This is a genomic window from Enterobacter chengduensis, from assembly GCF_001984825.2.
GTDB lineage: Bacteria > Pseudomonadota > Gammaproteobacteria > Enterobacterales > Enterobacteriaceae > Enterobacter > Enterobacter chengduensis.
Window position 1 is genome coordinate 5,032,774 of sequence record NZ_CP043318.1, and the last position, 23,423, is coordinate 5,056,196.

20 protein-coding genes and 1 rRNA gene are annotated in these 23,423 nt (G+C 54.7%); 12 read left to right on the forward strand and 9 right to left on the reverse strand.

All coding sequences use genetic code 11. The features are described from left to right. Positions 1–8 precede the first annotated feature (8 nt). The 4 genes from FY206_RS24295 to ompL all read left to right on the forward strand — a co-directional run bounded on the left by FY206_RS24295 (position 9) and on the right by ompL (position 5,690). Complete coding sequence (locus FY206_RS24295; RefSeq protein WP_032644306.1) at positions 9–2,033, forward strand: alpha-glucosidase; 2,025 nt, start codon at positions 9–11, stop codon at positions 2,031–2,033. A 45-nt stretch (positions 2,034–2,078) separates the two neighbouring features. Continuing rightward, positions 2,079–3,461 carry an MFS transporter gene (locus FY206_RS24300; protein ID WP_032644305.1) on the forward strand — a complete coding sequence of 461 codons (1,383 nt, stop codon included), beginning with the start codon at positions 2,079–2,081 and terminating at the stop codon, positions 3,459–3,461. A gap of 43 nt (positions 3,462–3,504) precedes the next feature. After that, entirely contained in the window at positions 3,505–4,929 is a 1,425-nt protein-coding gene (locus FY206_RS24305) for an MFS transporter (protein ID WP_032644304.1), read from the forward strand. 74 nt (positions 4,930–5,003) lie between these two features. Beyond that, positions 5,004–5,690, forward strand: a complete 687-nt coding sequence (gene ompL / locus FY206_RS24310) for a porin OmpL (protein ID WP_032644302.1) — start codon at positions 5,004–5,006, stop codon at positions 5,688–5,690. A gap of 50 nt (positions 5,691–5,740) precedes the next feature. Here ompL and typA read toward each other — a convergent pair whose 3' ends face one another. Continuing rightward, entirely contained in the window at positions 5,741–7,564 is a 1,824-nt protein-coding gene (typA, locus tag FY206_RS24315) for a ribosome-dependent GTPase TypA (RefSeq protein ID WP_032639914.1), read from the reverse strand. A 378-nt stretch (positions 7,565–7,942) separates the two neighbouring features. On the opposite strand from typA, the gene glnA reads away from it, so the two are divergent. From glnA to FY206_RS24335, 4 genes are all read left to right on the forward strand, one after another. Continuing rightward, positions 7,943–9,352 carry a glutamate--ammonia ligase gene (glnA, locus tag FY206_RS24320; RefSeq protein ID WP_008501856.1) on the forward strand — a complete coding sequence of 470 codons (1,410 nt, stop codon included), beginning with the start codon at positions 7,943–7,945 and terminating at the stop codon, positions 9,350–9,352. A gap of 170 nt (positions 9,353–9,522) precedes the next feature. After that, entirely contained in the window at positions 9,523–10,572 is a 1,050-nt protein-coding gene (glnL, locus tag FY206_RS24325; protein WP_032644301.1) for a nitrogen regulation protein NR(II), read from the forward strand. Positions 10,573–10,583: 11 nt separating this feature from the next. Beyond that, the gene (glnG, locus tag FY206_RS24330; RefSeq protein WP_023309765.1) at positions 10,584–11,996 is read left to right on the forward strand and encodes a nitrogen regulation protein NR(I); all 1,413 of its coding nucleotides are present in this window, start codon (positions 10,584–10,586) and stop codon (positions 11,994–11,996) included. A 110-nt stretch (positions 11,997–12,106) separates the two neighbouring features. Next, positions 12,107–12,217, forward strand: coding sequence for a YshB family small membrane protein (locus FY206_RS24335; RefSeq protein ID WP_023333898.1), 111 nt, complete (start codon positions 12,107–12,109; stop codon positions 12,215–12,217). A 72-nt stretch (positions 12,218–12,289) separates the two neighbouring features. On the opposite strand, the gene hemN is transcribed toward FY206_RS24335, so the two are convergent. Continuing rightward, entirely contained in the window at positions 12,290–13,663 is a 1,374-nt protein-coding gene (gene hemN / locus FY206_RS24340; protein ID WP_032644300.1) for an oxygen-independent coproporphyrinogen III oxidase, read from the reverse strand. A 188-nt stretch (positions 13,664–13,851) separates the two neighbouring features. After that, positions 13,852–14,367 carry a Der GTPase-activating protein YihI gene (yihI, locus tag FY206_RS24350; RefSeq protein ID WP_032644299.1) on the reverse strand — a complete coding sequence of 172 codons (516 nt, stop codon included), beginning with the start codon at positions 14,365–14,367 and terminating at the stop codon, positions 13,852–13,854. A gap of 577 nt (positions 14,368–14,944) precedes the next feature. Here yihI and yihA point away from each other — a divergent pair. Continuing rightward, the gene (gene yihA / locus FY206_RS24355; protein WP_032644297.1) at positions 14,945–15,574 is read left to right on the forward strand and encodes a ribosome biogenesis GTP-binding protein YihA/YsxC; all 630 of its coding nucleotides are present in this window, start codon (positions 14,945–14,947) and stop codon (positions 15,572–15,574) included. Positions 15,575–15,670: 96 nt separating this feature from the next. Here yihA and spfP read toward each other — a convergent pair whose 3' ends face one another. Both spfP and polA read right to left on the reverse strand, forming a co-directional pair. After that, positions 15,671–15,718: a small protein SpfP gene (gene spfP / locus FY206_RS25915; RefSeq protein ID WP_071892919.1), complete on the reverse strand. Its 48-nt coding sequence runs from the start codon at positions 15,716–15,718 to the stop codon at positions 15,671–15,673. Between the two features lie 166 nt (positions 15,719–15,884). Then, entirely contained in the window at positions 15,885–18,677 is a 2,793-nt protein-coding gene (polA, locus tag FY206_RS24360; protein ID WP_077064429.1) for a DNA polymerase I, read from the reverse strand. A 440-nt stretch (positions 18,678–19,117) separates the two neighbouring features. Here polA and FY206_RS24365 point away from each other — a divergent pair, with 440 nt between their 5' ends. Continuing rightward, positions 19,118–20,026: an acyltransferase gene (locus tag FY206_RS24365; RefSeq protein WP_032644296.1), complete on the forward strand. Its 909-nt coding sequence runs from the start codon at positions 19,118–19,120 to the stop codon at positions 20,024–20,026. A 23-nt stretch (positions 20,027–20,049) separates the two neighbouring features. Here FY206_RS24365 and dsbA read toward each other — a convergent pair whose 3' ends face one another. From dsbA to FY206_RS24380, 3 genes are all read right to left on the reverse strand, one after another. Next, positions 20,050–20,673, reverse strand: coding sequence for a thiol:disulfide interchange protein DsbA (gene dsbA / locus FY206_RS24370; RefSeq protein WP_032644295.1), 624 nt, complete (start codon positions 20,671–20,673; stop codon positions 20,050–20,052). Positions 20,674–20,700: 27 nt separating this feature from the next. After that, positions 20,701–21,687 (reverse strand): serine/threonine protein kinase, encoded by a 987-nt coding sequence (locus FY206_RS24375; RefSeq protein WP_032644294.1) that lies wholly within the window; start codon positions 21,685–21,687, stop codon positions 20,701–20,703. A 75-nt stretch (positions 21,688–21,762) separates the two neighbouring features. After that, positions 21,763–22,032, reverse strand: coding sequence for a YihD family protein (locus FY206_RS24380; RefSeq protein ID WP_032644293.1), 270 nt, complete (start codon positions 22,030–22,032; stop codon positions 21,763–21,765). Positions 22,033–22,100: 68 nt separating this feature from the next. Here FY206_RS24380 and mobA point away from each other — a divergent pair, with 68 nt between their 5' ends. Further along, the gene (mobA, locus tag FY206_RS24385; RefSeq protein ID WP_032644292.1) at positions 22,101–22,685 is read left to right on the forward strand and encodes a molybdenum cofactor guanylyltransferase MobA; all 585 of its coding nucleotides are present in this window, start codon (positions 22,101–22,103) and stop codon (positions 22,683–22,685) included. After that, entirely contained in the window at positions 22,682–23,185 is a 504-nt protein-coding gene (mobB, locus tag FY206_RS24390) for a molybdopterin-guanine dinucleotide biosynthesis protein MobB (protein WP_032644291.1), read from the forward strand. Before mobA ends, mobB begins: the two co-directional genes overlap by 4 nt. A 99-nt stretch (positions 23,186–23,284) precedes the next feature. Here the strand turns inward: mobB and rrf are convergent. Continuing rightward, positions 23,285–23,400, reverse strand: a 5S ribosomal RNA gene (gene rrf / locus FY206_RS24395). Positions 23,401–23,423: the final 23 nt, after the last annotated feature.

The window sequence follows — 23,423 nt, forward strand, 5'->3', positions numbered from 1 at the left end:
GAGTTCTTATGCGTACCCTACACAATATTGACCTGAAAAATAACGAAAGGGGTTTCACCCTGCACTGGGAAAACCGCCTGATTTTGTCCCATAGCGCGGAAGCGCCCTGCCTGTGGATCGGCGCGGGCGAGGCCGATATCGAGATGTTTCGCGGCAACTTCAGCATCAAGGACAGGCTCAACGAAAAGATTGCCCTGACGGACGCAACCGTCACGCAGCAAAGCGCGGGCTGGGCGATCCGCTTTACCCGGGGCGACGCGGTGAGCGCGACGCTGCGGGTGGGCGTGGATGCCGAAGGCCGTCTGGAGCTGAAGCTTAACAATGATGCCACTCGCCATAACCGCATCTGGCTGCGGCTGGCGGCCCAGCCGGAAGATCATATCTACGGCTGCGGCGAGCAGTTCTCTTATTTCGATCTGCGCGGCAAGCCGTTCCCGCTGTGGACCAGCGAGCAGGGCGTGGGCCGTAACAAGCAAACCTTTGTCACCTGGCAGGCAGACTGCAAGGAGAACGCGGGCGGCGACTACTACTGGACCTTCTTCCCGCAGCCTACCTTCGTGAGCACCCAGAAGTACTACTGCCACGTGGATAACAGCTGCTACATGAACTTCGACTTCAGCGCGCCGGACTTCCACGAGCTTGCGTTCTGGGAAGATAACGCCACGCTGCGCTTCGACGGTGCGGAAACCTACGTCGATCTGCTGGAAAAACTGACCGACCTGCTGGGCCGACAGCCAGAACTGCCGGACTGGGTGTACGACGGCGTGACGCTGGGGATTCAGGGCGGCACCGAGGTGTGTCAGCAGAAGCTCGACGTGATGCGCAAAGGCGGCGTGAAGGTGAACGGCATCTGGGCGCAGGACTGGTCCGGCATCCGAATGACCTCCTTCGGCAAACGCGTGATGTGGAACTGGAAGTGGAACCGCGAGCTGTACCCGCAGCTTGATGCGCGTATTCAGCAGTGGAAAGAGGAAGGCGTGCAGTTCCTCTCCTATATCAACCCGTACGTTGCCAGCGATAAAGACCTGTGCGAAGAGGCGGCGAAACGCGGCTATCTGACCAAAGACGCCGACGGCAAGGACTACCACGTCGAGTTCGGTGAGTTCTACGCGGGCGTTATCGACCTGACCAATCCGGAAGCCTACGGCTGGTACAAAGAGGTCATCAAACAGAACCTGATCGAACTGGGCTGCGGCGGCTGGATGGCAGACTTCGGGGAGTACCTGCCGACCGATACCTTCCTGCACAACGGCGTCAGCGCGGAGATCATGCACAACGCCTGGCCTGCCCTGTGGGCGAAGTGTAACTACGAGGCGCTGGAAGAGACCGGCAAGCTCGGGGAGATCCTGTTCTTCATGCGCGCGGGCTACACCGGCAGCCAGAAGCACTCGGTGATGATGTGGGCGGGTGACCAGAACGTCGACTGGAGCCTGGACGACGGCCCGGCCTCGGTGATTCCGGCGGCGCTCTCCCTGGCGATGACCGGGCACGGCCTGCACCACAGCGACATCGGCGGCTATACCACCCTCTTCGGGATGAAGCGCAGCAAAGAGCTGCTGCTGCGCTGGTGCGATTTCAGCGCCTTCACGCCGATGATGCGCACCCATGAGGGCAACCGCCCCGGCGACAACTGGCAGTTCGACGGCGATGCGGAAACCATCGCGCACTTCGCGCGCATGACCACCGTCTTCACCACCCTGAAGCCGTATATCAAAGCCGCCGTCGCGCAGAACGCGAAAACCGGCCTGCCGGTAATGCGCCCGCTGTTCCTGCACTACGAGGACGACGCCCGCGCCTACACGCTGAAGTACCAGTATCTGTTTGGCCGCGATCTGCTGGTGGCGCCGGTTCACGAAGAGGGGCGCACCGACTGGACGCTCTATCTGCCGCAGGACAGCTGGGTGAATGCATGGACCGGAGAAACCTGCCGGGGCGGAGAGGTGACCGTTGATGCCCCGCTCGGCAAGCCGCCGGTCTTCTATCGCCAGCACAGCGAATGGGCAGATCTGTTTAGCACCTTACGTCATATCTGATAAGGCTCGCCCGCAGGGAAACCTGCGGGCAGACGGAGAATAATAATGAGTCAACATACTTCCGATCCGGCAACCCTACGCCTGCCGTTTAAAGAGAAACTCGCCTACGGGATGGGCGACCTCGGCTCGAACATCCTGCTGGATATCGGCACCCTGTATCTGCTGAAGTTTTATACCGACGTGCTGGGGCTACCGGGCACCTACGGCGGGATCATCTTCCTGATTGCCAAGTTCTTTACCGCCTTCACCGACATGGGCACCGGGATCATGCTCGACTCCCGGCGCAAGATTGGCCCGAAGGGGAAATTCCGCCCGTTCGTGCTGTACGCCGCCTTCCCGGTGACGCTGCTGGCGATTGCCAACTTCGTCGGCACGCCGTTTGAGGTCACGGGTAAGACGGTCATGGCGACCGTGCTGTTCATGCTGTACGGCCTGTTCTTCAGCATGATGAACTGTTCTTACGGCGCGATGGTGCCCGCCATGACCAAAAACCCGAACGAGCGCGCCTCGCTGGCCGCCTGGCGTCAGGGCGGCGCCACGCTGGGCCTGCTGCTCTGTACCGTGGGCTTTGTTCCGGTGATGAACCTGATTGAGGGCAACGATCGGCTTGGCTATATCTTTGCCGCCACCCTCTTCTCGCTGTTCGGGCTGTTCTTTATGTGGTGGTGCTATAAGGGCGTGACCGAGCGTTACGTCGAGACGCGGCCTGCCAATCCGGCGCAAAAGCCGGGGCTGCTGCAGTCGTTTCGCGCCATCGCCGGGAACCGTCCGCTGTTTATTCTGTGCATTGCTAACCTGTGCACGCTGGGCGCCTTCAACGTCAAGCTCGCCATCCAGGTGTACTACACGCAGTACGTCCTGAACGACCCGCTCCTGCTGTCGTATATGGGCTTCTTCAGCATGGGCTGTATTTTTATCGGCGTCTTTATGATGCCCGGCGCGGTGCGGCGCTTCGGTAAGAAAAAGGTCTACATCAGCGGGCTGACGATTTGGGTGGCGGGCGATCTGCTCAACTACTTCTTCGGCGGCGGCTCGGTGAGCTTTGTGGCGTTCTCCTGCCTGGCCTTCTTCGGCTCCGCGTTTGTGAACAGCCTGAACTGGGCGCTGGTGTCCGATACCGTGGAGTACGGCGAGTGGCGTACCGGCGTGCGCTCCGAGGGAACGGTCTACACCGGGTTTACCTTCTTCCGCAAGGTGTCTCAGGCGCTGGCGGGCTTCTTCCCGGGGATTATGCTGACGCAGATCGGCTATGTGCCCAACGTGGCGCAGTCCGCCGGGACGGTTGAAGGGCTGCGGCAGCTGATCTTTATCTATCCGAGCCTGCTGGCGGTCATCACCATCGTGGCGATGGGCTGCTTCTACAACCTCAACGAGAAGATGTATGTGCGCATCGTCGAAGAGATTGAAATGCGCAAGCGTACGGCATAAAAGACGAGATAGCGCGCCCTACGGGGCGCTCTGAGGATCGACCATGACACATAACAGTGATCCGTTAACCCTGAAATTGAGCCTGCGAGAGAAGTGCGCCTACGGGATGGGCGATTTTGGCTCGAACCTGATGCTGTGTATTGGCACGCTGTATCTGCTGAAGTTTTACACCGATGAACTGGGCCTGCCCGCGTTCTACGGCGGCATTATTTTCCTGGTGGCGAAATTCTTCACCGCGCTTACCGACATGCTGACCGGCGTGCTGCTGGACTCCCGGCGCAATATCGGCGCGAGGGGAAAATTCAGACCGTTTATTCTTTACGCTTCCGTCCCGGTGGCGCTGGTCGCGACGGCGCAGTTTATGGCCAACGACTTTAGCCTGACGGTGAAAACGGCGCTCGCCACGGTGCTCTTTATGCTGTTTGGCCTGTGCTACAGCCTGATGAACTGCTCTTACGGGGCGATGGTACCGGCCATGACCAAAAACCCCAACGAGCGCGCGCAGCTTGCCGCCTGGCGTCAGGGCGGCGCCACGGTCGGGCTGTTGCTCTGCACCGTCGGCTTTATGCCCATTCAGGCGCTGTTCGTCCACCAGCCCTCTCTCGGTTATCTGGTGGCCGCGCTGGCGTTTGTGACGGGTGGTCTGTTCTGCATGTGGTGGTGCTACAGCGGCGTGAAGGAGCGCTACGTGGAGCTCACGCCCGATCACCATAAGCCCGGCATTCTGAAATCGTTCTGCGCGATTTTCCGCAACCCGCCGCTGCTGGTGCTGTGCATCGCCAACCTGTGTACCCTCGCCGCCTTTAACATCAAGCTGGCGATTCAGGTCTATTACACCCAGTACGTGCTGAACGATCTGCATCTGCTGTCGTGGATGGGCTTTTTTAGCATGGGCTGCATTCTGATTGGCGTGTTTCTGGTGCCCGGCGCGGTGAAGCGCTTTGGCAAGAAGCCGGTCTATCTGGGCGGGCTGGCGCTGTGGGCGGTGGGTGACGTGCTGAACTTCTTCTGGGGGACCAGCTCCCTGCTGTTCGTGCTGTTTTCCTGCATGGCCTTCTTCGGCACGGCGTTTGTGAACAGCCTGAACTGGGCGCTGGTGCCGGATACCGTCGATTACGGCGAGTGGAAAACCGGCATCCGCGCCGAAGGGTCGGTGTACACCGGGTATACCTTCTCGCGCAAAATATCCGCCGCCCTCGCCGGCTTCCTGCCCGGCATCATGCTGACCCAGATTGGCTACGTTCCCCATGCGGTGCAGAGCGCAGGCACGCTGCTGGGGTTGCGTCAGCTTATTTTCCTCTGGCCGTGCGGCCTGGCGATCGTGGCCGCCGTAACCATGGGGCTGTTTTATAAACTCAACGAAGCGCGCTTCGCCTTTATTATCGAGGAGATTGGAAAACGGAAAAAACAAACCGCAAATACCCCTGAGATAACCCCCAACAATAAAGCGTCAGCAGTCACTTTATAACAATAAATCCGGCCACTATGTCCTTCCTGTTAATCAGGAGGGAGGCCTTTCTGTACCTGATACATGGACAAATTATGAAAAGAATCATTACCGTACTGATCGTGTCGTCTGTGTCCTGCCCGGTATTCGCCGGGGCCTATGTCGAAACGCGTGAAGCCTACAACACGGCCTCTGAGCTGCACGAGGTGATCCTGCGAGCGGGATATAACTTCGATATGGGCGCGGGGCTGATGTTCACCAACGCCTATAACGTGGGGAAATGGGACGAGCTGAAGCACAGCTATAACGAAATTGAGGGGTGGTATCCGCTCTTTAAACCCACCGACAAACTCACCTTCCAGCCTGGCGGATTAATTAACGACAGCAGCACCGGTTCGGGCGGTGCGGTCTATCTGGACACCAATTATAAATTCGTCGACGGGTTCAACCTGACGTTTCGCTATCGCTATAACCATAACAATTACGATACGCCGGATTACAACGGGCAGATGGATAAGAACGACACGCACGAGTTTGCCAACTACTGGAATTTCAAAGTGACGGATGCGTTTTTCTACACCTTTGAACCGCACTTTTTCCAGCGGGTGAATGATTATCACAGCAAAAATGGCAAAGACCATCACTGGGAAATCACCAATAAATTCAGCTATAGGATCGACAGAAACTGGCTGCCGTACCTCGAGCTTCAGTGGCTGGATAGATGGAATGATTACAACCGCGAGCAGTACCGGATTCGGTTGGGGTTACGGTATTCGTTCTAACAAAAAAGCCGCTGATTTCTCAGCGGCTTTTTTACTACGGATTAACCGTATTAGTCTTCTTTCGCACCGCGCATAGCACGTTTACGATCGTTCTCGGTCAGGTGACGTTTACGGATACGAATTGACTGTGGAGTCACTTCGACCAGTTCGTCATCATCGATGAATTCCAGAGCCTGCTCCAGAGTCATCTTGATCGGTGGAACCAGAACCGTTGCTTCGTCAGTACCGGACGCACGCATGTTGGTCAGTTTCTTACCGGTCAGGCAGTTTACGGTCAGGTCGTTAGAACGACTGTGAATACCGATGATCTGGCCTTCGTAAACTTCCGCACCGTGACCCAGGAACAGCTTACCGCGATCCTGCAGACCGAACAGCGCAAACGCAACCGCTTTACCCTGACCGTTGGAGATCAGCACGCCGTTGTTACGCTGGCCCACTTCGCCCGGACGCACGTCGTCGTAGTGGCTGAAGGTGGAGTACAGCAGGCCGGTACCGGAGGTCATGGTCATGAACTCAGAACGGAAGCCGATCAGGCCACGGCTTGGGATCACGTAGTCGAGACGTACGCGGCCTTTGCCATCTGGATTCATGTTTTTCAGGTCGCCTTTACGCTCGCCCAGTGCCTGCATGACAGAACCCTGGTGCTGCTCTTCAACGTCCAGCGTTACGTTTTCGAACGGCTCTTGTTTACGGCCGTCGATTTCGCGGAAGATAACTTTCGGACGGGAAACCGCCATCTCGAAACCTTCACGACGCATGTTTTCGATCAGAACAGACAGGTGCAGCTCACCACGACCCGAAACGCGGAATGCATCAGCGTCTTCGGTTTCTTCAACGCGCAGCGCAACGTTGTGCACCAGCTCTTTGTTCAGGCGGTCAAGGATCTGACGAGAGGTAACGAATTTACCTTCTTTGCCACAGAACGGAGAGGTGTTGACGTTGAAGAACATGGATACGGTTGGTTCATCAACGGACAGGGCTGGCAGCGCTTCGACGTTCTGCGGATCGCAGATGGTGTCGGAGATGTTCAGTTCACCCAGACCGGTGATAGCGATGATGTCGCCCGCTTCCGCAACGTCACTCTCGATACGCTCAAGACCCAGGTGAGTCAGTACTTTACCGACTTTACCGTTACGGGTTTTGCCTTCGCTATCGATGATAGTAACCTGCTGGTTAGGCTTCACTTTACCGCGCTTGATACGACCAATGCCGATAACGCCAACGTAGTTGTTGTAGTCGAGCTGAGAGATCTGCATCTGCAGGGTGCCGTCGAGATCGACGTTTGGCGCAGGAACACGGTCAACAATCGCCTGATACAGCGGGGTCATGTCTTCAGCCATGTCTTCGTGGTCCAGACCGGCAATACCGTTCAGCGCGGAGGCGTAAACGATAGGGAAGTCCAGCTGCTCGTCGGTCGCGTCGAGGTTAACGAACAGGTCGAAGACCTGATCAACAACCCAGTCAGGACGCGCGCCAGGGCGGTCAACTTTGTTGATAACAACGATTGGCTTCAGACCATGGGCAAAAGCTTTTTTGGTCACGAAGCGCGTCTGTGGCATTGGGCCATCCATTGCGTCAACGACCAGCAGAACGGAGTCTACCATGGACATTACACGTTCAACTTCACCACCGAAGTCGGCGTGCCCTGGGGTATCAACGATGTTGATACGGTAGTCATTCCATTTAATCGCGGTGTTTTTCGCGAGGATGGTAATCCCACGCTCTTTCTCCAAATCGTTGGAGTCCATCACGCGTTCTTGGGTTTCGGCACGCGCATCAAACGTACCGGATTGCTGCAGCAGCTTATCAACCAGGGTAGTTTTACCATGGTCAACGTGCGCGATGATGGCGATGTTACGCAAATTTTCGATCACAACTTTGCCTCAGGCATTTAGAAATAGCGCGTTATTGTACACGGATTAATCGCACTACAAAACAGGATCACAAACATCCCCCGCAAACAAGTATTGCAGAGATGCTTTGTGATCGCTTTCACGGAGCGGTAAAAGGGCACTTTAACGTAAATTGCACCAATATGGTGCTCAATGTTCACATTGAAGCACTATACTGGTGCAACAAATCCATCGTGGTGCAGCCCTTTTGCACTATGGTGCGCATGATAACGCCTTTTTGGGGTGTTTTAAAAGTTGGCACAGATTTCGCTTTATAAAAAATACATGGCACCAGCCAGTACAAACAGAAATTGAAGACCTCGTTACCACGACGACAATGACCAATCTGGAGAGTTAAGTATGTCCGCTGAACACGTTTTGACGATGCTGAACGAACATGAAGTGAAGTTTGTTGATCTGCGCTTCACCGATACCAAAGGTAAAGAACAGCACGTCACAATCCCTGCTCATCAGGTGAACGCCGAATTCTTCGAAGAAGGCAAAATGTTTGACGGCTCCTCCATTGGCGGCTGGAAAGGCATCAACGAATCCGACATGGTTCTGATGCCAGATGCAACCACCGCGGTCATTGATCCGTTCTTCGAAGAACCTACCCTGATCATCCGTTGCGACATCCTCGAGCCAGGCACGCTGCAGGGCTACGACCGCGACCCACGTTCTATCGCTAAACGCGCTGAAGAGTACCTGCGTTCTACCGGCATCGCGGACACCGTGCTGTTCGGGCCAGAGCCAGAGTTCTTCCTGTTCGATGATATCCGTTTCGGTGCCTCTATTTCTGGCTCCCACGTGGCTATCGACGACATCGAAGGTGCATGGAACTCCTCCACCAAATACGAAGGCGGTAACAAAGGTCACCGTCCGGGCGTGAAAGGCGGTTACTTCCCGGTTCCTCCGGTCGATTCCGCACAGGACATTCGTTCCACCATGTGTCTGGTGATGGAAGAGATGGGCCTGGTGGTTGAAGCTCACCACCACGAAGTGGCGACTGCGGGTCAGAACGAAGTGGCTACCCGCTTCAACACCATGACCAAAAAAGCGGACGAAATTCAGATCTACAAATACGTTGTGCATAACGTTGCGCACCGTTTCGGTAAAACCGCGACCTTCATGCCAAAACCGATGTTTGGCGACAACGGTTCCGGTATGCACTGCCACATGTCTCTGTCCAAGAACGGCACTAACCTGTTCTCTGGCGACAAATATGCCGGTCTGTCCGAGCAGGCGCTGTACTACATCGGTGGCGTTATCAAACACGCTAAAGCGATCAACGCCCTGGCGAACCCAACCACTAACTCCTACAAGCGTCTGGTCCCGGGCTACGAAGCGCCAGTCATGCTGGCCTACTCTGCGCGTAACCGTTCTGCTTCTATCCGTATCCCGGTGGTGGCATCTCCTAAAGCGCGTCGTATTGAAGTTCGCTTCCCGGACCCAGCGGCTAACCCATACCTGTGCTTCGCCGCACTGCTGATGGCCGGTCTGGACGGTATCAAGAACAAGATCCACCCGGGCGAAGCGATGGACAAAAACCTGTACGACCTGCCGCCAGAAGAAGCGAAAGAGATCCCACAGGTTGCTGGCTCTCTGGAAGAAGCCCTGCAGGCGCTGGACGCAGACCGCGAGTTCCTGACCGCGGGCGGCGTGTTCACTGACGACGCTATCGATGCTTACATCGCCCTGCGTACCGAAGAGAACGACCGCGTGCGTATGACTCCGCATCCGGTTGAGTTCGAACTGTACTACAGCGTTTAATTAAGTTGTTTTACCCGGCGTGACACGCGCCGGGAGTAGTTGCCGTGGAAACTTTTAGCCCATCTCCGGATGGGCTTTTTTCTCCACCAACAACCTGATCTCACGCGCTTTTTACGCCGAAAACGCTATACTGCACTAAATTAGTGCAAACGACTCCAGGAGACTGCTGAATGGCAACTGGCACGCTGCCCGATGCTGGGCAGATCCTCAATTCTTTGATTAACAGCATCTTGCTGGTCGATGACGAGCTGGCCGTTCATTACGCCAACCCGGCGGCGCAGCAGCTGCTCGCCCAAAGCGCACGCAAACTGTTCGGCACCCCGCTTCCTGAACTCCTGAGCTATTTTTCGCTGAATATTGGCCTGATGCAGGAAAGTTTGCAGGCCGGCCAGGGGTTTACCGATAACGAAGTGACGCTGGTGATCGACGGGCGCTCGCACATTCTGTCGCTGACCGCGCAGCGTCTTCCTGAAGGGCTGATCCTGCTGGAAATGGCGCCGATGGATAATCAGCGTCGACTGAGCCAGGAGCAGCTTCAGCATGCGCAGCAAATTGCCGCCCGTGACCTGGTGCGCGGTCTGGCGCATGAAATCAAAAACCCGCTGGGTGGGTTACGCGGCGCGGCGCAGCTGCTGACCAAGGCGCTCCCCGACCCCGCGCTGGCGGAGTACACCAACGTCATCATTGAGCAGGCGGACCGTCTGCGGAATCTGGTAGACCGCCTTCTCGGGCCGCAGCAGCCGGGAATGCACGTCACGGAAAGCATTCATAAGGTGGCTGAACGGGTGGTGAAGCTCGTCTCAATGGAGCTGCCGGAGAACGTCACGCTGGTACGTGATTACGACCCCAGCCTGCCGGAACTGGCCCATGACCCGGACCAGATTGAGCAGGTCCTGTTGAATATTGTGCGCAACGCCCTGCAGGCGCTGGGGCCCGACGGGGGCGAGATTATTTTACGCACCCGTACCGCCTTCCAGCTCACGTTACACGGCGTCCGCTACCGGCTGGCGGCCCGCATCGACGTCGAGGATAACGGGCCCGGCATTCCATCGCATCTTCAGGACACTCTGTTCTACCCGATGGTCAGCGGTCGCGAAGGCGGGACAGGCCTGGGCTTATCCATTGCCCGCAGTTTGATCGATCAACACTCCGGGAAAATTGAATTTACCAGTTGGCCGGGACATACCGAGTTTTCGGTCTTCCTGCCGATTAAAAAATAAAGGTGACGTTTATGCAACGAGGGATAGTCTGGGTAGTCGATGACGATAGCTCCATCCGTTGGGTGCTTGAACGCGCGCTCACAGGGGCAGGATTAAGCTGCACGACGTTTGAGAGCGGCAGCGAAGTGCTCGACGCACTCACCACCAAAACGCCGGATGTTTTGCTTTCGGATATTCGCATGCCGGGCATGGACGGGCTGGCGCTGTTAAAGCAGATCAAACAACGCCACCCTATGCTTCCGGTCATCATAATGACCGCGCACTCCGATCTGGATGCCGCAGTGAGCGCCTATCAGCAAGGGGCGTTCGATTACCTGCCCAAACCGTTTGATATCGACGAGGCGGTGGCGCTGGTTGAGCGCGCAATTAGCCATTATCAGGAGCAGCAACAGCCGCGCCACGCGCCCGATTTTGGGCCAACCACCGACATCATCGGCGAAGCGCCGGCGATGCAGGACGTGTTTCGCATTATTGGTCGCCTGTCCCGCTCGTCCATTAGCGTATTGATTAACGGTGAATCGGGGACCGGTAAAGAGCTTGTGGCGCATGCCCTGCATCGCCACAGCCCGCGGGCAAAAGCGCCGTTTATCGCTCTGAATATGGCGGCGATCCCGAAGGATTTAATTGAGTCCGAGCTGTTCGGCCATGAAAAAGGGGCGTTTACCGGCGCGAATACCATTCGTCAGGGGCGCTTCGAACAGGCTGACGGAGGGACGCTGTTCCTGGATGAGATCGGCGATATGCCGCTGGATGTCCAGACCCGTCTGCTGCGCGTGCTGGCCGACGGGCAGTTTTATCGCGTGGGCGGCTACGCGCCGGTGAAGGTGGACGTGCGAATTATCGCCGCGACCCACCAGAACCTGGAGCAGCGCGTGCAGGAAGGTAAATTCCGCGAGGATTTATTCCATCGACTGAACGTCATCCGCGTCCATCTGCCGCCGCTGCGTGAACGTCGGGAAGATATTCCCCGCCTGGCGCGTCATTTCCTGCAGGTGGCCGCCCGCGAGCTGGGCGTGGAGGCCAAACAGCTTCACCCGGAAACCGATGCCGCCCTGACGCGTCTGGCGTGGCCGGGCAACGTGCGCCAGCTGGAGAATACCTGCCGCTGGTTAACGGTGATGGCCGCCGGACAGGAAGTGCTGATTCAGGATTTACCGGCCGAGCTGTTTGAAGCGACCGCGCCTGAGAGCAGTACCGGTCACGCGCTGCCGGACAGCTGGGCGACGCTGCTGGCGCAGTGGGCCGACCGTGCGCTGCGTTCCGGTCATCAAAACTTGTTGTCTGAAGCTCAGCCAGAGATGGAGCGTACGCTGTTAACTACCGCGCTTCGTCATACGCAGGGCCATAAGCAGGAAGCCGCTCGCCTGTTGGGATGGGGGCGTAATACCCTGACGCGCAAGCTTAAAGAGCTGGGAATGGAGTAGTCCTACCCGAAGTGTAAAGGTTATTAATTGAGCGCAAATTGCCGTTATTTTGCGCTTTACTGTTGCGACGAGTTTTGTATGATCGTGCCCGGAAATTGGGGGTGAACATCATGCTGGAAACAATCGTGAATATGCTCTCTAGCGGAGCCGCTGAAAGCCACACGCCACAAACCGCCGTTGCGGCTATGCTGTGCGCGGCGCTGGTTGGGCTGTTTAGCTAGCGAGTTGAACGTAAAAGCCGGGTGGCGGCTTCGCCTTACCCGGCCTACGTTTAGTGCTTTTGGCAATGCACCTTAAATCACCCGCGAGAACTGCTGTAAACGGGCTTTCTGGCGCAGATACGCATCAAAGCACATGCAGATATTCCGGATCAACAGACGCCCCTTCGGCGTGACCTCAATCGCGCTCTCCGACACATCCACCAGCCCATCTTTCGCCAGGGGCGCAATCAGCTTCAGGTCTTCCGCAAAGTAATCGTTGAAGTGCAGACCCCACTGCGACTCAATGTCGCCGAAATCGAGACGGAAGTTGCAGATAAGCGCTTTAATCACATCACGACGGATGCAGTCGTCGCGCGTGAGCGCAATGCCGCGCCACAGCGCGTTGCCCGTTTCATCGACCTGCTGATAGTAAAGCTTCAGCTCTTTCTGGTTCTGCGCGTAGCAGTCGCCGATCATGCTGATAGCGGAGACGCCCATCCCCAGCAAATCGGTATCGCCCTGGGTGGTGTAGCCCTGGAAGTTACGGTGCAGAACGCCTTCGCGCTGGGCGATGGCCAGTTCGTCATCCGGACGAGCAAAGTGATCCATACCGATAAACTGATAGCCGGTCTCGGTCAGCGAAGTAATGGTTTCCTGCAGGATATCCAGCTTCTGCTGGGCTGAAGGCAGATCCGCATCTTTAATTTTGCGCTGGGCGGCGAAGAGCGTCGGCAGATGGGCGTAGTTAAAGACGCTCAGGCGGTCCGGGTTGAGTTCGGCCACGCGCTTCAGCGTGAAGGCGAAGCTTTCCGGCGTTTGCTTTGGCAGGCCGTAAATCAGGTCAATATTGGTTGAGGTGAAGCCAATCTCACGCGCGTGGTTGAGTAAGGCAAAGATAAATTCTTCGTCCTGCTCGCGGTTCACCAGACGCTGAACCTCTTTATTGAAATCCTGCACGCCCATGCTCAGGCGGTTGAAGCCTTCGGCGCGTAAGTGATCCAGTACATCCAGCTCGATTTCACGCGGATCGACTTCGATCGAGATTTCAGCGTCGGCGTTAAAGTTGAAATTGCCGCGCAGCAGGGTCATCAGGCGGCTTATTTGCGCTTTATTCAGATAGGTTGGCGTGCCGCCGCCCCAGTGAAGCTGGCTGACGTGACGGCCAGCAAAAAGCGGCGCGCGATGCACAATTTCCTGTTCGAGCGCATCAAGATACTGGTCGGCTTTATGCTGCTGACGGGTAACGATTTTATTGCAGCCGCAGAAGTAGCAAAGCTTGTGGCAGAACGGAATATGGACGTAGAGGGACAGCGGACGCTCAGGATAGCGCGCGACGGCCTGCTGAAAATCCCCTTCGCCGAAGGCATCGGAGAACTCCAGCGCGGTGGGGTATGACGTATAGCGCGGCCCGGAATAGTTATATTTCTGGATTAGGGCCAAATCCCAGTCGATAGTTGGTGCTGACATGCTCACTCCTTCCGTTGGTGTCGCGTTCGTATACGGCGGCCCGTTCTGGCCCCGTTGCGGGCCATCATTCGGGTGCGCAGCCACTTCTGTCGCCGCGACAACCGCCGTAGTTTAACGAATAACCACACCAGATAACATATAACCGGAAGGGTTATAAGCAGGACTATCGTGCCTGCCGGGTGCAAATGTTAGTTTCCACCCTTCAGAAGACGCATCATATCTTCCTGCTTTTCGTCTTCTTCTTCATCTTCGTCATCGTCGTATGACAGGCCCAGCTTCTGCATCAGTTCATCAATGCGGTCCAGTTTGGCATCCACCCATGACTGCTCTTCCGCGGTCAGGGTTTCACCCTCTTCAAGACGTTCCAGCAGCGCGTCCAGGCGCTCATCGTTCTCCAGCAAATCCAGCTCAGCCTGCGGTGAAAGCATAGGTTTCTCGCTCTTTGGTTTATGCTGCTTAGTGACCGGGGTGTCTGTCACGCCCAGTGGAATGGGAGTTTTACTGCCGATACGAGGGTCTTTCTGCTGTTTACCTTTTGCAGAAGCACCCGCTGCACCACCACCGTTGGCACGGCTACCCGCAGCATGACCGCGATGTTTTTTGTCGCGTTTGCGATCGCGCGCTTCCTGGTTCAGTTCTTCGCGCGTTTTGCGGCGTGCTTTTGCAGGGCGTTTCGCACCCGCAGCGGAGGTTGGTTTTTTCATGATGTTTTATCTTTAAGCCGTTTTATTCAGTATAGAATTGCGGCGAAATCTAGCAGAAAGCAAGCAAAGAAAAAAGGCGACAGAGCAATCTGTCGCCTTTTTTCCTGACTCACAACCCTTAGCGGGTCAGACATTCCGTGTTTGCCAACAACAAACCCTGTTTATCCCTTGGCTAATACCGTCCGTGATACGGTTCCATTTCCTGTTAACACGCCTCCAGGCGCTGGTCATCCTGACAATCCTGCGTCTTCGCCTCCTGGCGCTCCTGACCCTAATCCTTAAGTCGATATCCTGTTGGCTTCCTCGCCCTGACGCACACTTTACCTTGTTCCGTTAAACTAACAAGCAACGAAACGGTACAAAAAGAGATTTTCAGACAATTACCCAGAAATAAGCTTATGATTTAAAACAGTTTGACTTTTTTTACACCTGCGAATTCTCTTAAATCTCCCATAGCATCACTGGCCGATCTCTTACACCGCCTGTGGCATTCGCCTACAGGTCATAGTAATCAGAAAAGCCTTTTGCCTGCATTCGGGTATAATCCCCTTCAGATTACGATTTTGGAGACGACCACGTGACTACCTGGAACTACCAACAGACGCATTTTGTCACCAGTGCGCCCGATATTCGCCACCTTCCTTCCGATACCGGTATTGAAGTGGCCTTTGCTGGCCGCTCGAATGCGGGAAAATCCAGCGCCCTGAATACGCTGACCAATCAGAAGAGCCTGGCGCGTACCTCAAAAACACCTGGCCGTACCCAGCTGATCAACCTGTTTGAAGTCGCAGAGGGCAAACGCCTGGTCGACTTACCGGGATACGGTTACGCGCAGGTACCGGAAGAGATGAAAATCAAGTGGCAGCGTGCGCTGGGTGAATACCTGGAAAAACGTCTGTGCCTGAAAGGTCTGGTCGTGCTGATGGACATTCGCCATCCCCTGAAAGATCTGGATCAGCAGATGATCGACTGGGCAGTAGCGAGCAATATCGCCGTGCTGGTGCTGCTGACAAAAGCCGATAAGCTGGCAAGCGGCGCGCGTAAAGCGCAGGTGAATATGGTTCGCGAAGCGGTGCTGGCGTTCAACGGTGATGTACAGGTTGAGCCATTCTCCTCGCTGAAAAAACAGGGCGTGGACAAGCTGCGTCAGAAGCTCGACACCTGGTTTAGCGAGCTGGAACCCGCGACGGAAGCGGAAGAAGAGTAATACCGAGCGCGGCGATGGCCGCGTTTTTTTTGCCTGAATTTTCTTTGCCGCAATAAAAAACGCCCCAGTCATTACTGACTGGGGCGGCTAAAATATTCAGCCAAATCCGATTACGTGAAGTAAAAGGTCTGAAAGATAGAACATCTTACCTCTGTACCCTACGCCGATAACTCTACCCCTTTTTGTGCTGCAGAAAAAGCACTTTTTGTAGTTTTTTTTCATTCTTTACATAGGGAATTCTAATGATCGTCACAAAACGCGCGTTCTTATGTTGCAAACTTACATAAAAAGCGCGTTATGCGAATAACCGTTAGTGAGCCTGATCCCAGTTCTCACCACTTCCGACTTCCACCAGCAACGGCACGTCAAGCGTCATGCTGCTTTCCATCAGTTCATGGATCTTCTTCGACACGGCGTCGAGGTCGTCTTTGTGCACTTCAAACACCAGTTCATCGTGTACCTGCATGATCATTTTCACGCGAGGCTTCTCTTTTTCAAGCCAGGCATCGACGGCGATCATCGCACGCTTAATGATGTCCGCCGCGGTACCCTGCATCGGGGCGTTGATCGCCGCTCGCTCTGCGCCAGCGCGGCGCGCCGCGTTGCTGGATTTGATGTCCGGTAAGTAGAGACGGCGGCCATCCAGCGTTTCGACGTAGCCTTTTTCCTTCGCCTGCGCGCGGGTGCGCTCCATGTATTCCAGAACGCCCGGATAGCGCTCGAAGTAGAGATCCATGTACTTCTGGGATTCTTTACGCGGAATGTTGAGCTGGCGTGAAAGGCCGAAAGCACTCATGCCGTAAATCAGACCGAAGTTGATCGCCTTCGCGCTGCGGCGCTGTTCGTTGGTCACGCTGTCCAGCGGCAAGCCGAAGACTTCCGCTGCGGTTGCCCGGTGGATATCCTTCCCTTCGGCAAACGCGGTCAGCAGGCCTTTGTCGCGCGAAAGGTGCGCCATAATGCGCAGTTCGATTTGCGAGTAGTCCGCAGAGACAATCAGGTAATCCTCTGGAGCGATGAAAGCCTGGCGAATACGGCGGCCTTCTTCATTACGTACCGGGATGTTCTGCAGGTTGGGGTCCGTTGACGAGAGACGACCGGTCGCCGCGACAGCCTGATGATACGACGTGTGCACGCGACCCGTTTTCGGGTTGATCATCAGCGGGAGCTTGTCGGTATAGGTCGACTTCAGCTTCGCGAGACCACGGTACTGCAGAATCACTTTTGGCAGCGGGTAATCCAGCGCCAGCTCTTCCAGCACCTCTTCAGAGGTTGACGGCGCGCCGCCAGGGGTTTTCTTCAGCGGCTTGATGCCCTGTTTTTCAAACAGAATGGTTTGCAGCTGCTTCGGTGAAGAGAGGTTAAACGGCTCGCCTGCCAGTTCGTGCGCCTTTTGCTCAAGCTCGGTCAGACGCTGCGCCAGCTCCCCGGAGTGGTTATGCAGGACCGTTGGGTCGATTTTCACGCCGTTGCGTTCAATGCGGGACAGCACCGGTACCAGCGGCATCTCGACATGCTGGAACACATTCAGCGGCCCCTCCTGCTTCTGCAGTTTTGGCCACATCTTCAGGTGCAGCTGCAGCGTAACGTCGGCGTCTTCCGCCGCGTAGCGCCCCGCCTCTTCAAGAGCAATCTGGTTAAAGGTGAGCTGATTTTTCCCTTTACCGGCAATCTCTTCAAAGGTGATGGTTTTGTGCTTCAGCCAGCGGTCAGATAAGGAATCCATATCATGTCGGCCCGCGACGCTGTCCAGAATGTAGGATTCGAGCATGGTGTCGAAGGCGATCCCGCGCAGTTCAATACCGTAGTTTTGCAGAATACCGCGGTCGTACTTGAGGTTTTGCCCCACCTTGAGCGCCTTTTCGTCTTCCAGGATCGGCTTGAGCAGCTCAAGCACGCGTTCACGAGAGATCTGCTCCGGCGCGTCCAGGTAATCGTGCGCTACGGGAACGTAGGCGGCCATACCCGGCTCTGTCGCAAACGACAGGCCAACCATATTGGCAGAAATGTTATCGAGACTGTCCGTTTCGGTATCAAAGGCAAAAACCGGTGCTTTTTTTAGCTTCTCGATCCAGGCGACCAGCTGTGACTCTTCAAGAAGGGTTTCGTAGTTGTCGAAAGAGAGCGTCGCAGCTTCTTCTTCCACCTGCTCTTCAGCATCAACGACGATCGTCTCCTTCGGCTTTGCAGCAGGTTTGGCCCCTTTTGCCTGTAGCCATTTACCGGCCTCCACGTCAGTGATCCAGCGCTTAAATTCGTATTTTTTAAACAGGGTCAGCAGATCGTCCGCAGAAGGCTGCTGTACTTCAAGCTGCTCACAGCCCAGCTCGAGTTCGACATCGGTTTTGATGGTGGCCAGCTGATAGGAGAGATAAGCCACCTCTTTGTTATCGACAAGTTTTCCGGCCATGGTTTTTGCGCCACGGAAGGAGAGCCCGGCGATTTTGTCTGATTCAGCGTAGAGCGTATCCAGTCCGCCCAGCCCCTGAAGCAGCGCCTGCGCGGTTTTTTCACCAACGCCAGGGACACCCGGAATGTTATCCGAAGAGTCGCCCATCAATGCGAGGAAGTCGATAATCAGCTCAGGCGGCACGCCATACTTAGCGACGACCTCTTCCGGCCCCAGAATGGTGTTGGTCATGGTGTTAATCAGGGTGATACCCGGCGTTACCAGCTGCGCCATATCTTTATCACCGGTGCTGATCAGCACGGGACGACCCATTTTTTCTGCCTCACGCGCCAGCGTGCCGATGACGTCATCAGCTTCAACGCCAGAGACCGCCAGCAGCGGCAGCCCCATCGCTTTTACCATGGCATGCAGCGGCTCAATCTGCGCGCGCAGATCGTCAGGCATTGGCGGACGGTGGGATTTGTAATGCTCGAACAGCTCGTCGCGGAACGTTTTGCCTTTTGCATCAAAAACGACTGCCGCATGGCTTGGCTGATACTGAAGGATCAGGCTACGCAGCATATTCAGCACGCCGTACATTGCGCCGGTCGGTTCCCCTGCGCTATTGGTCAGAGGAGGAAACGCATGATATGCCCGATACAGGTAAGAAGAGCCATCGACGAGAATAAGAGGGTTTTCTGGGATCTGAACCATAATGTCCGTGCCTTTAATCAATTTATGGGTAAAGGATGCCACAGAAGGATGAAAACATCAGGTATTAGCGCCTGATACAGGAAAAGATTTTGCGATCGTGAGGATCGCTCGCAAAAATCAAACTGTGGATAAGTTTGTGAATATTTTCACTTCAGATGAATAACAGGAGTAAAAAACACATACGGAATAATTTTTAGATCTTAATTATCATATTGTTATGACATGAGATCTTATCTCTATGACCAACTGATGGCAATTTAATCTATGTGGATATAAGCCGTGATAAGCGAGGAATGACAGAGAAATCTTCTGCGGTGGGGTAAAATTGGCCAAAACACCACGTGAAAGCGCCATTAATTTGTCTGTTTTCTGGTAAAATCAGCGCCCTGCGTCGCATAGTCGGCCGACCACTTACAGCTAACCATCTGAAAAAGCTCATCATGTCGAGATTGCTCGCTGCAATAACATTACCGTTAAGCATCATTTTAACTATCCTGGTGACTGTCGCCTGCTCTGTGCCGATCATTCTCGCCGGCATCATTAAACTGCTGCTGCCAGTCCCCATGGTATGGCGAGCCGTATCCACATTTTGTAATTTTATGATGTATTGCTGGTGCGAAGGGCTGGCGATACTGTTGTGCCTTAACCCGCACCTGAAATGGGATGTTAAAGGGCTGGAGAGCCTTAACAAAAAGAACTGGTACCTGCTGATCTGCAATCATCACAGCTGGGCGGACATCGTGGTGTTATGCGTGCTTTTCCGCAAACATATCCCGATGAACAAATACTTCCTGAAACAGCAGCTCGCCTGGGTACCTTTTATCGGGCTGGCCTGCTGGGCGCTTGATATGCCGTTTATGAAACGCTATTCGCGCAGCTATTTGATTCGTCATCCGGAACGTCGCGGCAAGGATGTGGAAACCACGCGTCGTTCCTGTGAAAAGTTTCGCGCGCATCCAACGACCATCGTGAACTTTGTAGAAGGCTCCCGATTCACGGAAGAGAAGCGCCAGCAAACTCGCTCTCCTTATCAGCATCTGTTGCCGCCAAAGGCTGCGGGGATTGCGATGGCCCTTAACGTGCTGGGTGCACAGTTCGATAAACTTCTTAACGTCACGCTCTGCTATCCGGAAAACGATAAGACGCCGTTCTTTGATATGCTCAGCGGTAAACTGACGCGCATCGTCGTGCGGGTCGATCTGGTCCCCATTGACGCTGAACTGCACGGTGATTACGTAAACGACAAGAATTTCAAACGTCGTTTCCAGCAGTGGCTTAATACGCTCTGGAAAGAGAAAGACGAACGGATAGACAACATTAAATCTTCATACAAAAACGCCGGTCAGTGACCGGCGTTTTTACATCAACGAAATTACTTCTTCTCAACCAGGTATTTCACGGTATCAGCATACTGCTGTACGAAGATATCCATGCTGCTGGTGTCCATGCCCTGCATGTTCAGCTGGTATTTGCCGTTAACAAACATCGCCGGAACGCCCTGAAGCTGGAGGTCAGCAGCCGCTTTTTCCTGCTGGGCCACCAGGGATTTCACCACGAAGCTGTTCCATGCGGCATCGTACTCTTCACCTTTCACGCCGGCATCAACGAACACTTTACGGATATCCGCAGTCGTTTGAACGGTCTGGGTTTTCTGCACGGCTTCAAACATTGGCGCAGTGATCTTATCTTCTACGCCCAGTGCCATAGCCACCGCCCATGCCTGAGTCAGGTCTTTACCCAACGGGCCCAGGAACTCGACGTGGTACTTGGTCATTTTGGTACCTTCCGGCAGCTTTTTCTTCACGTTGTCAGACACATGCAGAACCTGCTCGAACTGATAGCAGTGTGGGCAATAGAACGAGAAGAACTCCAGAACCTGTGGCTCGCCAGCGACCGGTTTTTCCAGCGTGATGTACTGTTTGCCGTCGGTAAATTGCGCAGCAGAAGCGCTAAATGCCAGAATCATACCTGCCAGCGCCAGCCAAATTTTTTTCATGATTAACTCTCTCCTGGGTGTGTCCTATTAATACATCGGCGTTAATTGTAGCGGGGGTTCCTGAAGAACCTTAACCTGCTCAGTGAATGTAGATATCTGGCTACGCCAGTAATCTTCTCCGGTAAGCCACGGGAAATTACGCGGAAATGCGGGATCGTCCCAACGCCTGATTAACCATGCGAGATAATATACAAAACGCATCGCACGTAAAGGCTCAATCAGGGCAATTTCGTCTGAATTAAACGGGCTAAATTCTTCATAAGCTTCAATAATGGTTTCAAGCTGCATGCGTTGCTCGGCTTTGTCACCGTTGAGCAGCATCCACAGATCCTGAACCGCTGGCCCCATTCGCGCATCATCGAGATCGACAAACAGTGGGCCATCGCGCCAGAGAATATTTCCGGCGTGACAATCGCCATGCAGGCGCAGGACGGAAATATCATCGCGCCAGCCAGTTTTCACTGCAGCAATAAGCTTATCGGTAGCGCTCAGGAAGTCATCCTTGAGCGCAGCGGGGATCATTGCAGACGCTGCGAATATTTCGCGCGGTTCCGTGAGATATTCCTGAATCCCGATAGTCGGGCGGGCAATAAACGCTTTTTTGCGTCCCGTCTGGTGTATACGCCCAAGATAGCGGGCAACCCACTCCATCTGATCGATATTATCCGCCTCAAACTGGCGCCCACCCAGGCTCGGGAATACCGCGTAGTAAAACCCTTCGTGCGTCAGGAGCGTTTGGTTATTGAATTTTAGCGGTGCGGCAACGGGTACATCATCATCCAGCAGATCGTGAGCGAACTGATGCTCTTCCTGAATTTGTTCTGCGGACCAGCGTTCAGGACGATAGAACTTTACGACAAAGCGCTGACGATCCTCGTCCTGAAATTGATAGACGCGGTTTTCGTAGCTGTTTAATGGGGTTAGCCCGGAATCCACCCGAATACCCTGTTCAAACAGGGCATCCATAATGGTGTCCGGGTGTAATGTCTGGAAAGTAAAAGCCTGGTCGTTCATCCGATCATCCGGAAATTATACGAATGATTCAGGATATCATCTTGTGGCGATTTCGGTGCCACCGCTTACAAGCTTTTACTCTTTAATTACGCCTCGGGCGCGCAATAGTGCGGTCTTAAAATCTTCCTCATAATCTTTCTGAATACCAGGAATAACAGCACCTTTGGCGGAGTCGCGCATTTTAAGGTGGTAGATCAGGATGTCGTCAGAAAGGTCTGCCAGATCGCCGTCAAAACCTGACTCTTTCGCCAGTTTCTGTAAAAATTGCATCAGATTTAGCTCTGGCTCTTTTTGCCAGGCGGGCTGGAGGAGTTCAATAACTTCATTCAGACGTTTACATTTCATGGTGGTGCTCCTTTCATTTAGAGTGACACGTTAGCAGGGTCAATCCCACAATAAAAGAGGCGATATTCGTGAATCTTAGCCAGGAAATCATTGGGGTCGTTCTGGCAGGTGGCAGAGCGACGCGAATGGGGGGAAAAGATAAGGGGCTTCAGCTTCTTAATGGCAAACCCTTGTGGCAGCATGTCGCCAATACGCTCGCAGGTCAGGTATCGACAATGGTCATTAGCGCTAACCGGCATATCGACACTTACCGGCAAAGCGGGTACGCCGTTTATCAGGATATTCTTGAGGATTACCCGGGACCGCTGGCCGGTATGCTTTCGGTTATGCAACAGTCTCATGGAGAGTGGTTTATCTTCTGTCCCTGCGATACTCCGTTTATTCCGCCCTGTCTTGTCGAGCGCCTGTTACTGCTTCACGGTTCGGCCCCTGTGGTTTGGGCACATGACGGCGAGCGCGACCATCCCGCTATCGCATTGATGCACCGATCGCTAGCGCCATCCCTGCATGCCTATCTGGCTTCGGGAGAACGCAGGGTGATGGTTTTTATGCGCGAATCTGGCGGCCATCCCGTTGATTTTAGCGATGTGAAATCAGCCTTTGTGAACGTGAATACGCGTGAGGATTTGCAGATGATGCAGGAGAAAAGATGATACCTGTTGTAGCCATTTCCGCCTGGAGTGGGACCGGGAAAACGACGCTGCTGAAAAAGCTCATTCCTGCGCTTTGTGCCAGAGGTATTCGTCCAGGATTGATTAAGCACACACACCATAATATGGATGTTGATACGCCGGGCAAAGATAGCTATGCGCTGCGTAAAGCGGGTGCAGCGCAAACGATGGTGGCAAGTTCTCAGCGCTGGGCGTTAATGACAGAAACGCCGGACGAGGCACCGCTGGATCTCGCTTATCTGGTCAGCCGGATGGATCACTCCACCCTGGATCTGGTGCTGGTTGAGGGATTTAAGCATGAGGCCGTGCCTAAGATCCTGCTGTTCAGAAGCGATGCCGGGCATGATTTCAGCGAGTTAACGCTGGATGAGCATGTGATTGCGGTGGCCAGTGATGTTGCATTGACGCTTGAGGTTCCAGTGCTGGACTTAAATGATGTGGAGGGGATAGCGGAATTTATTGTGACATGGGGTGCTGTTTGACTTGCCGGATGGCGGCTTTGCCTTACCCGGCCTACAAAGTTAGCGGGTTCAGAAACGCAAAAAGGCCATCCTTCCGGATGGCCTCTTCACTTATTTGATGCCTGGCAGTTCCCTACTCTCACATGGGGAGACCCCACACTACCATCGGCGCTACGGCGTTTCACTTCTGAGTTCGGCATGGGGTCAGGTGGGACCACCGCGCTAAAGCCGCCAGGCAAATTCTGTTTAATCTGTATCA

Bases quoted from the DNA above. Each gene is read 5' to 3' on its own strand.
- FY206_RS24295 (WP_032644306.1), top strand. From the start codon at position 9: ATGCGTACCCTACACAATATTGACCTGAAAAATAACGAAAGGGGTTTC.
- FY206_RS24300 (WP_032644305.1), top strand. From the start codon at position 2,079: ATGAGTCAACATACTTCCGATCCGGCAACCCTACGCCTGCCGTTTAAA.
- FY206_RS24305 (WP_032644304.1), top strand. From the start codon at position 3,505: ATGACACATAACAGTGATCCGTTAACCCTGAAATTGAGCCTGCGAGAG.
- ompL (WP_032644302.1), top strand. From the start codon at position 5,004: ATGAAAAGAATCATTACCGTACTGATCGTGTCGTCTGTGTCCTGCCCG.
- glnA (WP_008501856.1), top strand. From the start codon at position 7,943: ATGTCCGCTGAACACGTTTTGACGATGCTGAACGAACATGAAGTGAAG.
- glnL (WP_032644301.1), top strand. From the start codon at position 9,523: ATGGCAACTGGCACGCTGCCCGATGCTGGGCAGATCCTCAATTCTTTG.
- glnG (WP_023309765.1), top strand. From the start codon at position 10,584: ATGCAACGAGGGATAGTCTGGGTAGTCGATGACGATAGCTCCATCCGT.
- FY206_RS24335 (WP_023333898.1), top strand. From the start codon at position 12,107: ATGCTGGAAACAATCGTGAATATGCTCTCTAGCGGAGCCGCTGAAAGC.
- hemN (WP_032644300.1), bottom strand. From the start codon at position 13,663: ATGTCAGCACCAACTATCGACTGGGATTTGGCCCTAATCCAGAAATAT.
- yihI (WP_032644299.1), bottom strand. From the start codon at position 14,367: ATGAAAAAACCAACCTCCGCTGCGGGTGCGAAACGCCCTGCAAAAGCA.
- polA (WP_077064429.1), bottom strand. From the start codon at position 18,677: ATGGTTCAGATCCCAGAAAACCCTCTTATTCTCGTCGATGGCTCTTCT.
- FY206_RS24365 (WP_032644296.1), top strand. From the start codon at position 19,118: ATGTCGAGATTGCTCGCTGCAATAACATTACCGTTAAGCATCATTTTA.
- dsbA (WP_032644295.1), bottom strand. From the start codon at position 20,673: ATGAAAAAAATTTGGCTGGCGCTGGCAGGTATGATTCTGGCATTTAGC.
- FY206_RS24375 (WP_032644294.1), bottom strand. From the start codon at position 21,687: ATGAACGACCAGGCTTTTACTTTCCAGACATTACACCCGGACACCATT.
- FY206_RS24380 (WP_032644293.1), bottom strand. From the start codon at position 22,032: ATGAAATGTAAACGTCTGAATGAAGTTATTGAACTCCTCCAGCCCGCC.
- mobB (WP_032644291.1), top strand. From the start codon at position 22,682: ATGATACCTGTTGTAGCCATTTCCGCCTGGAGTGGGACCGGGAAAACG.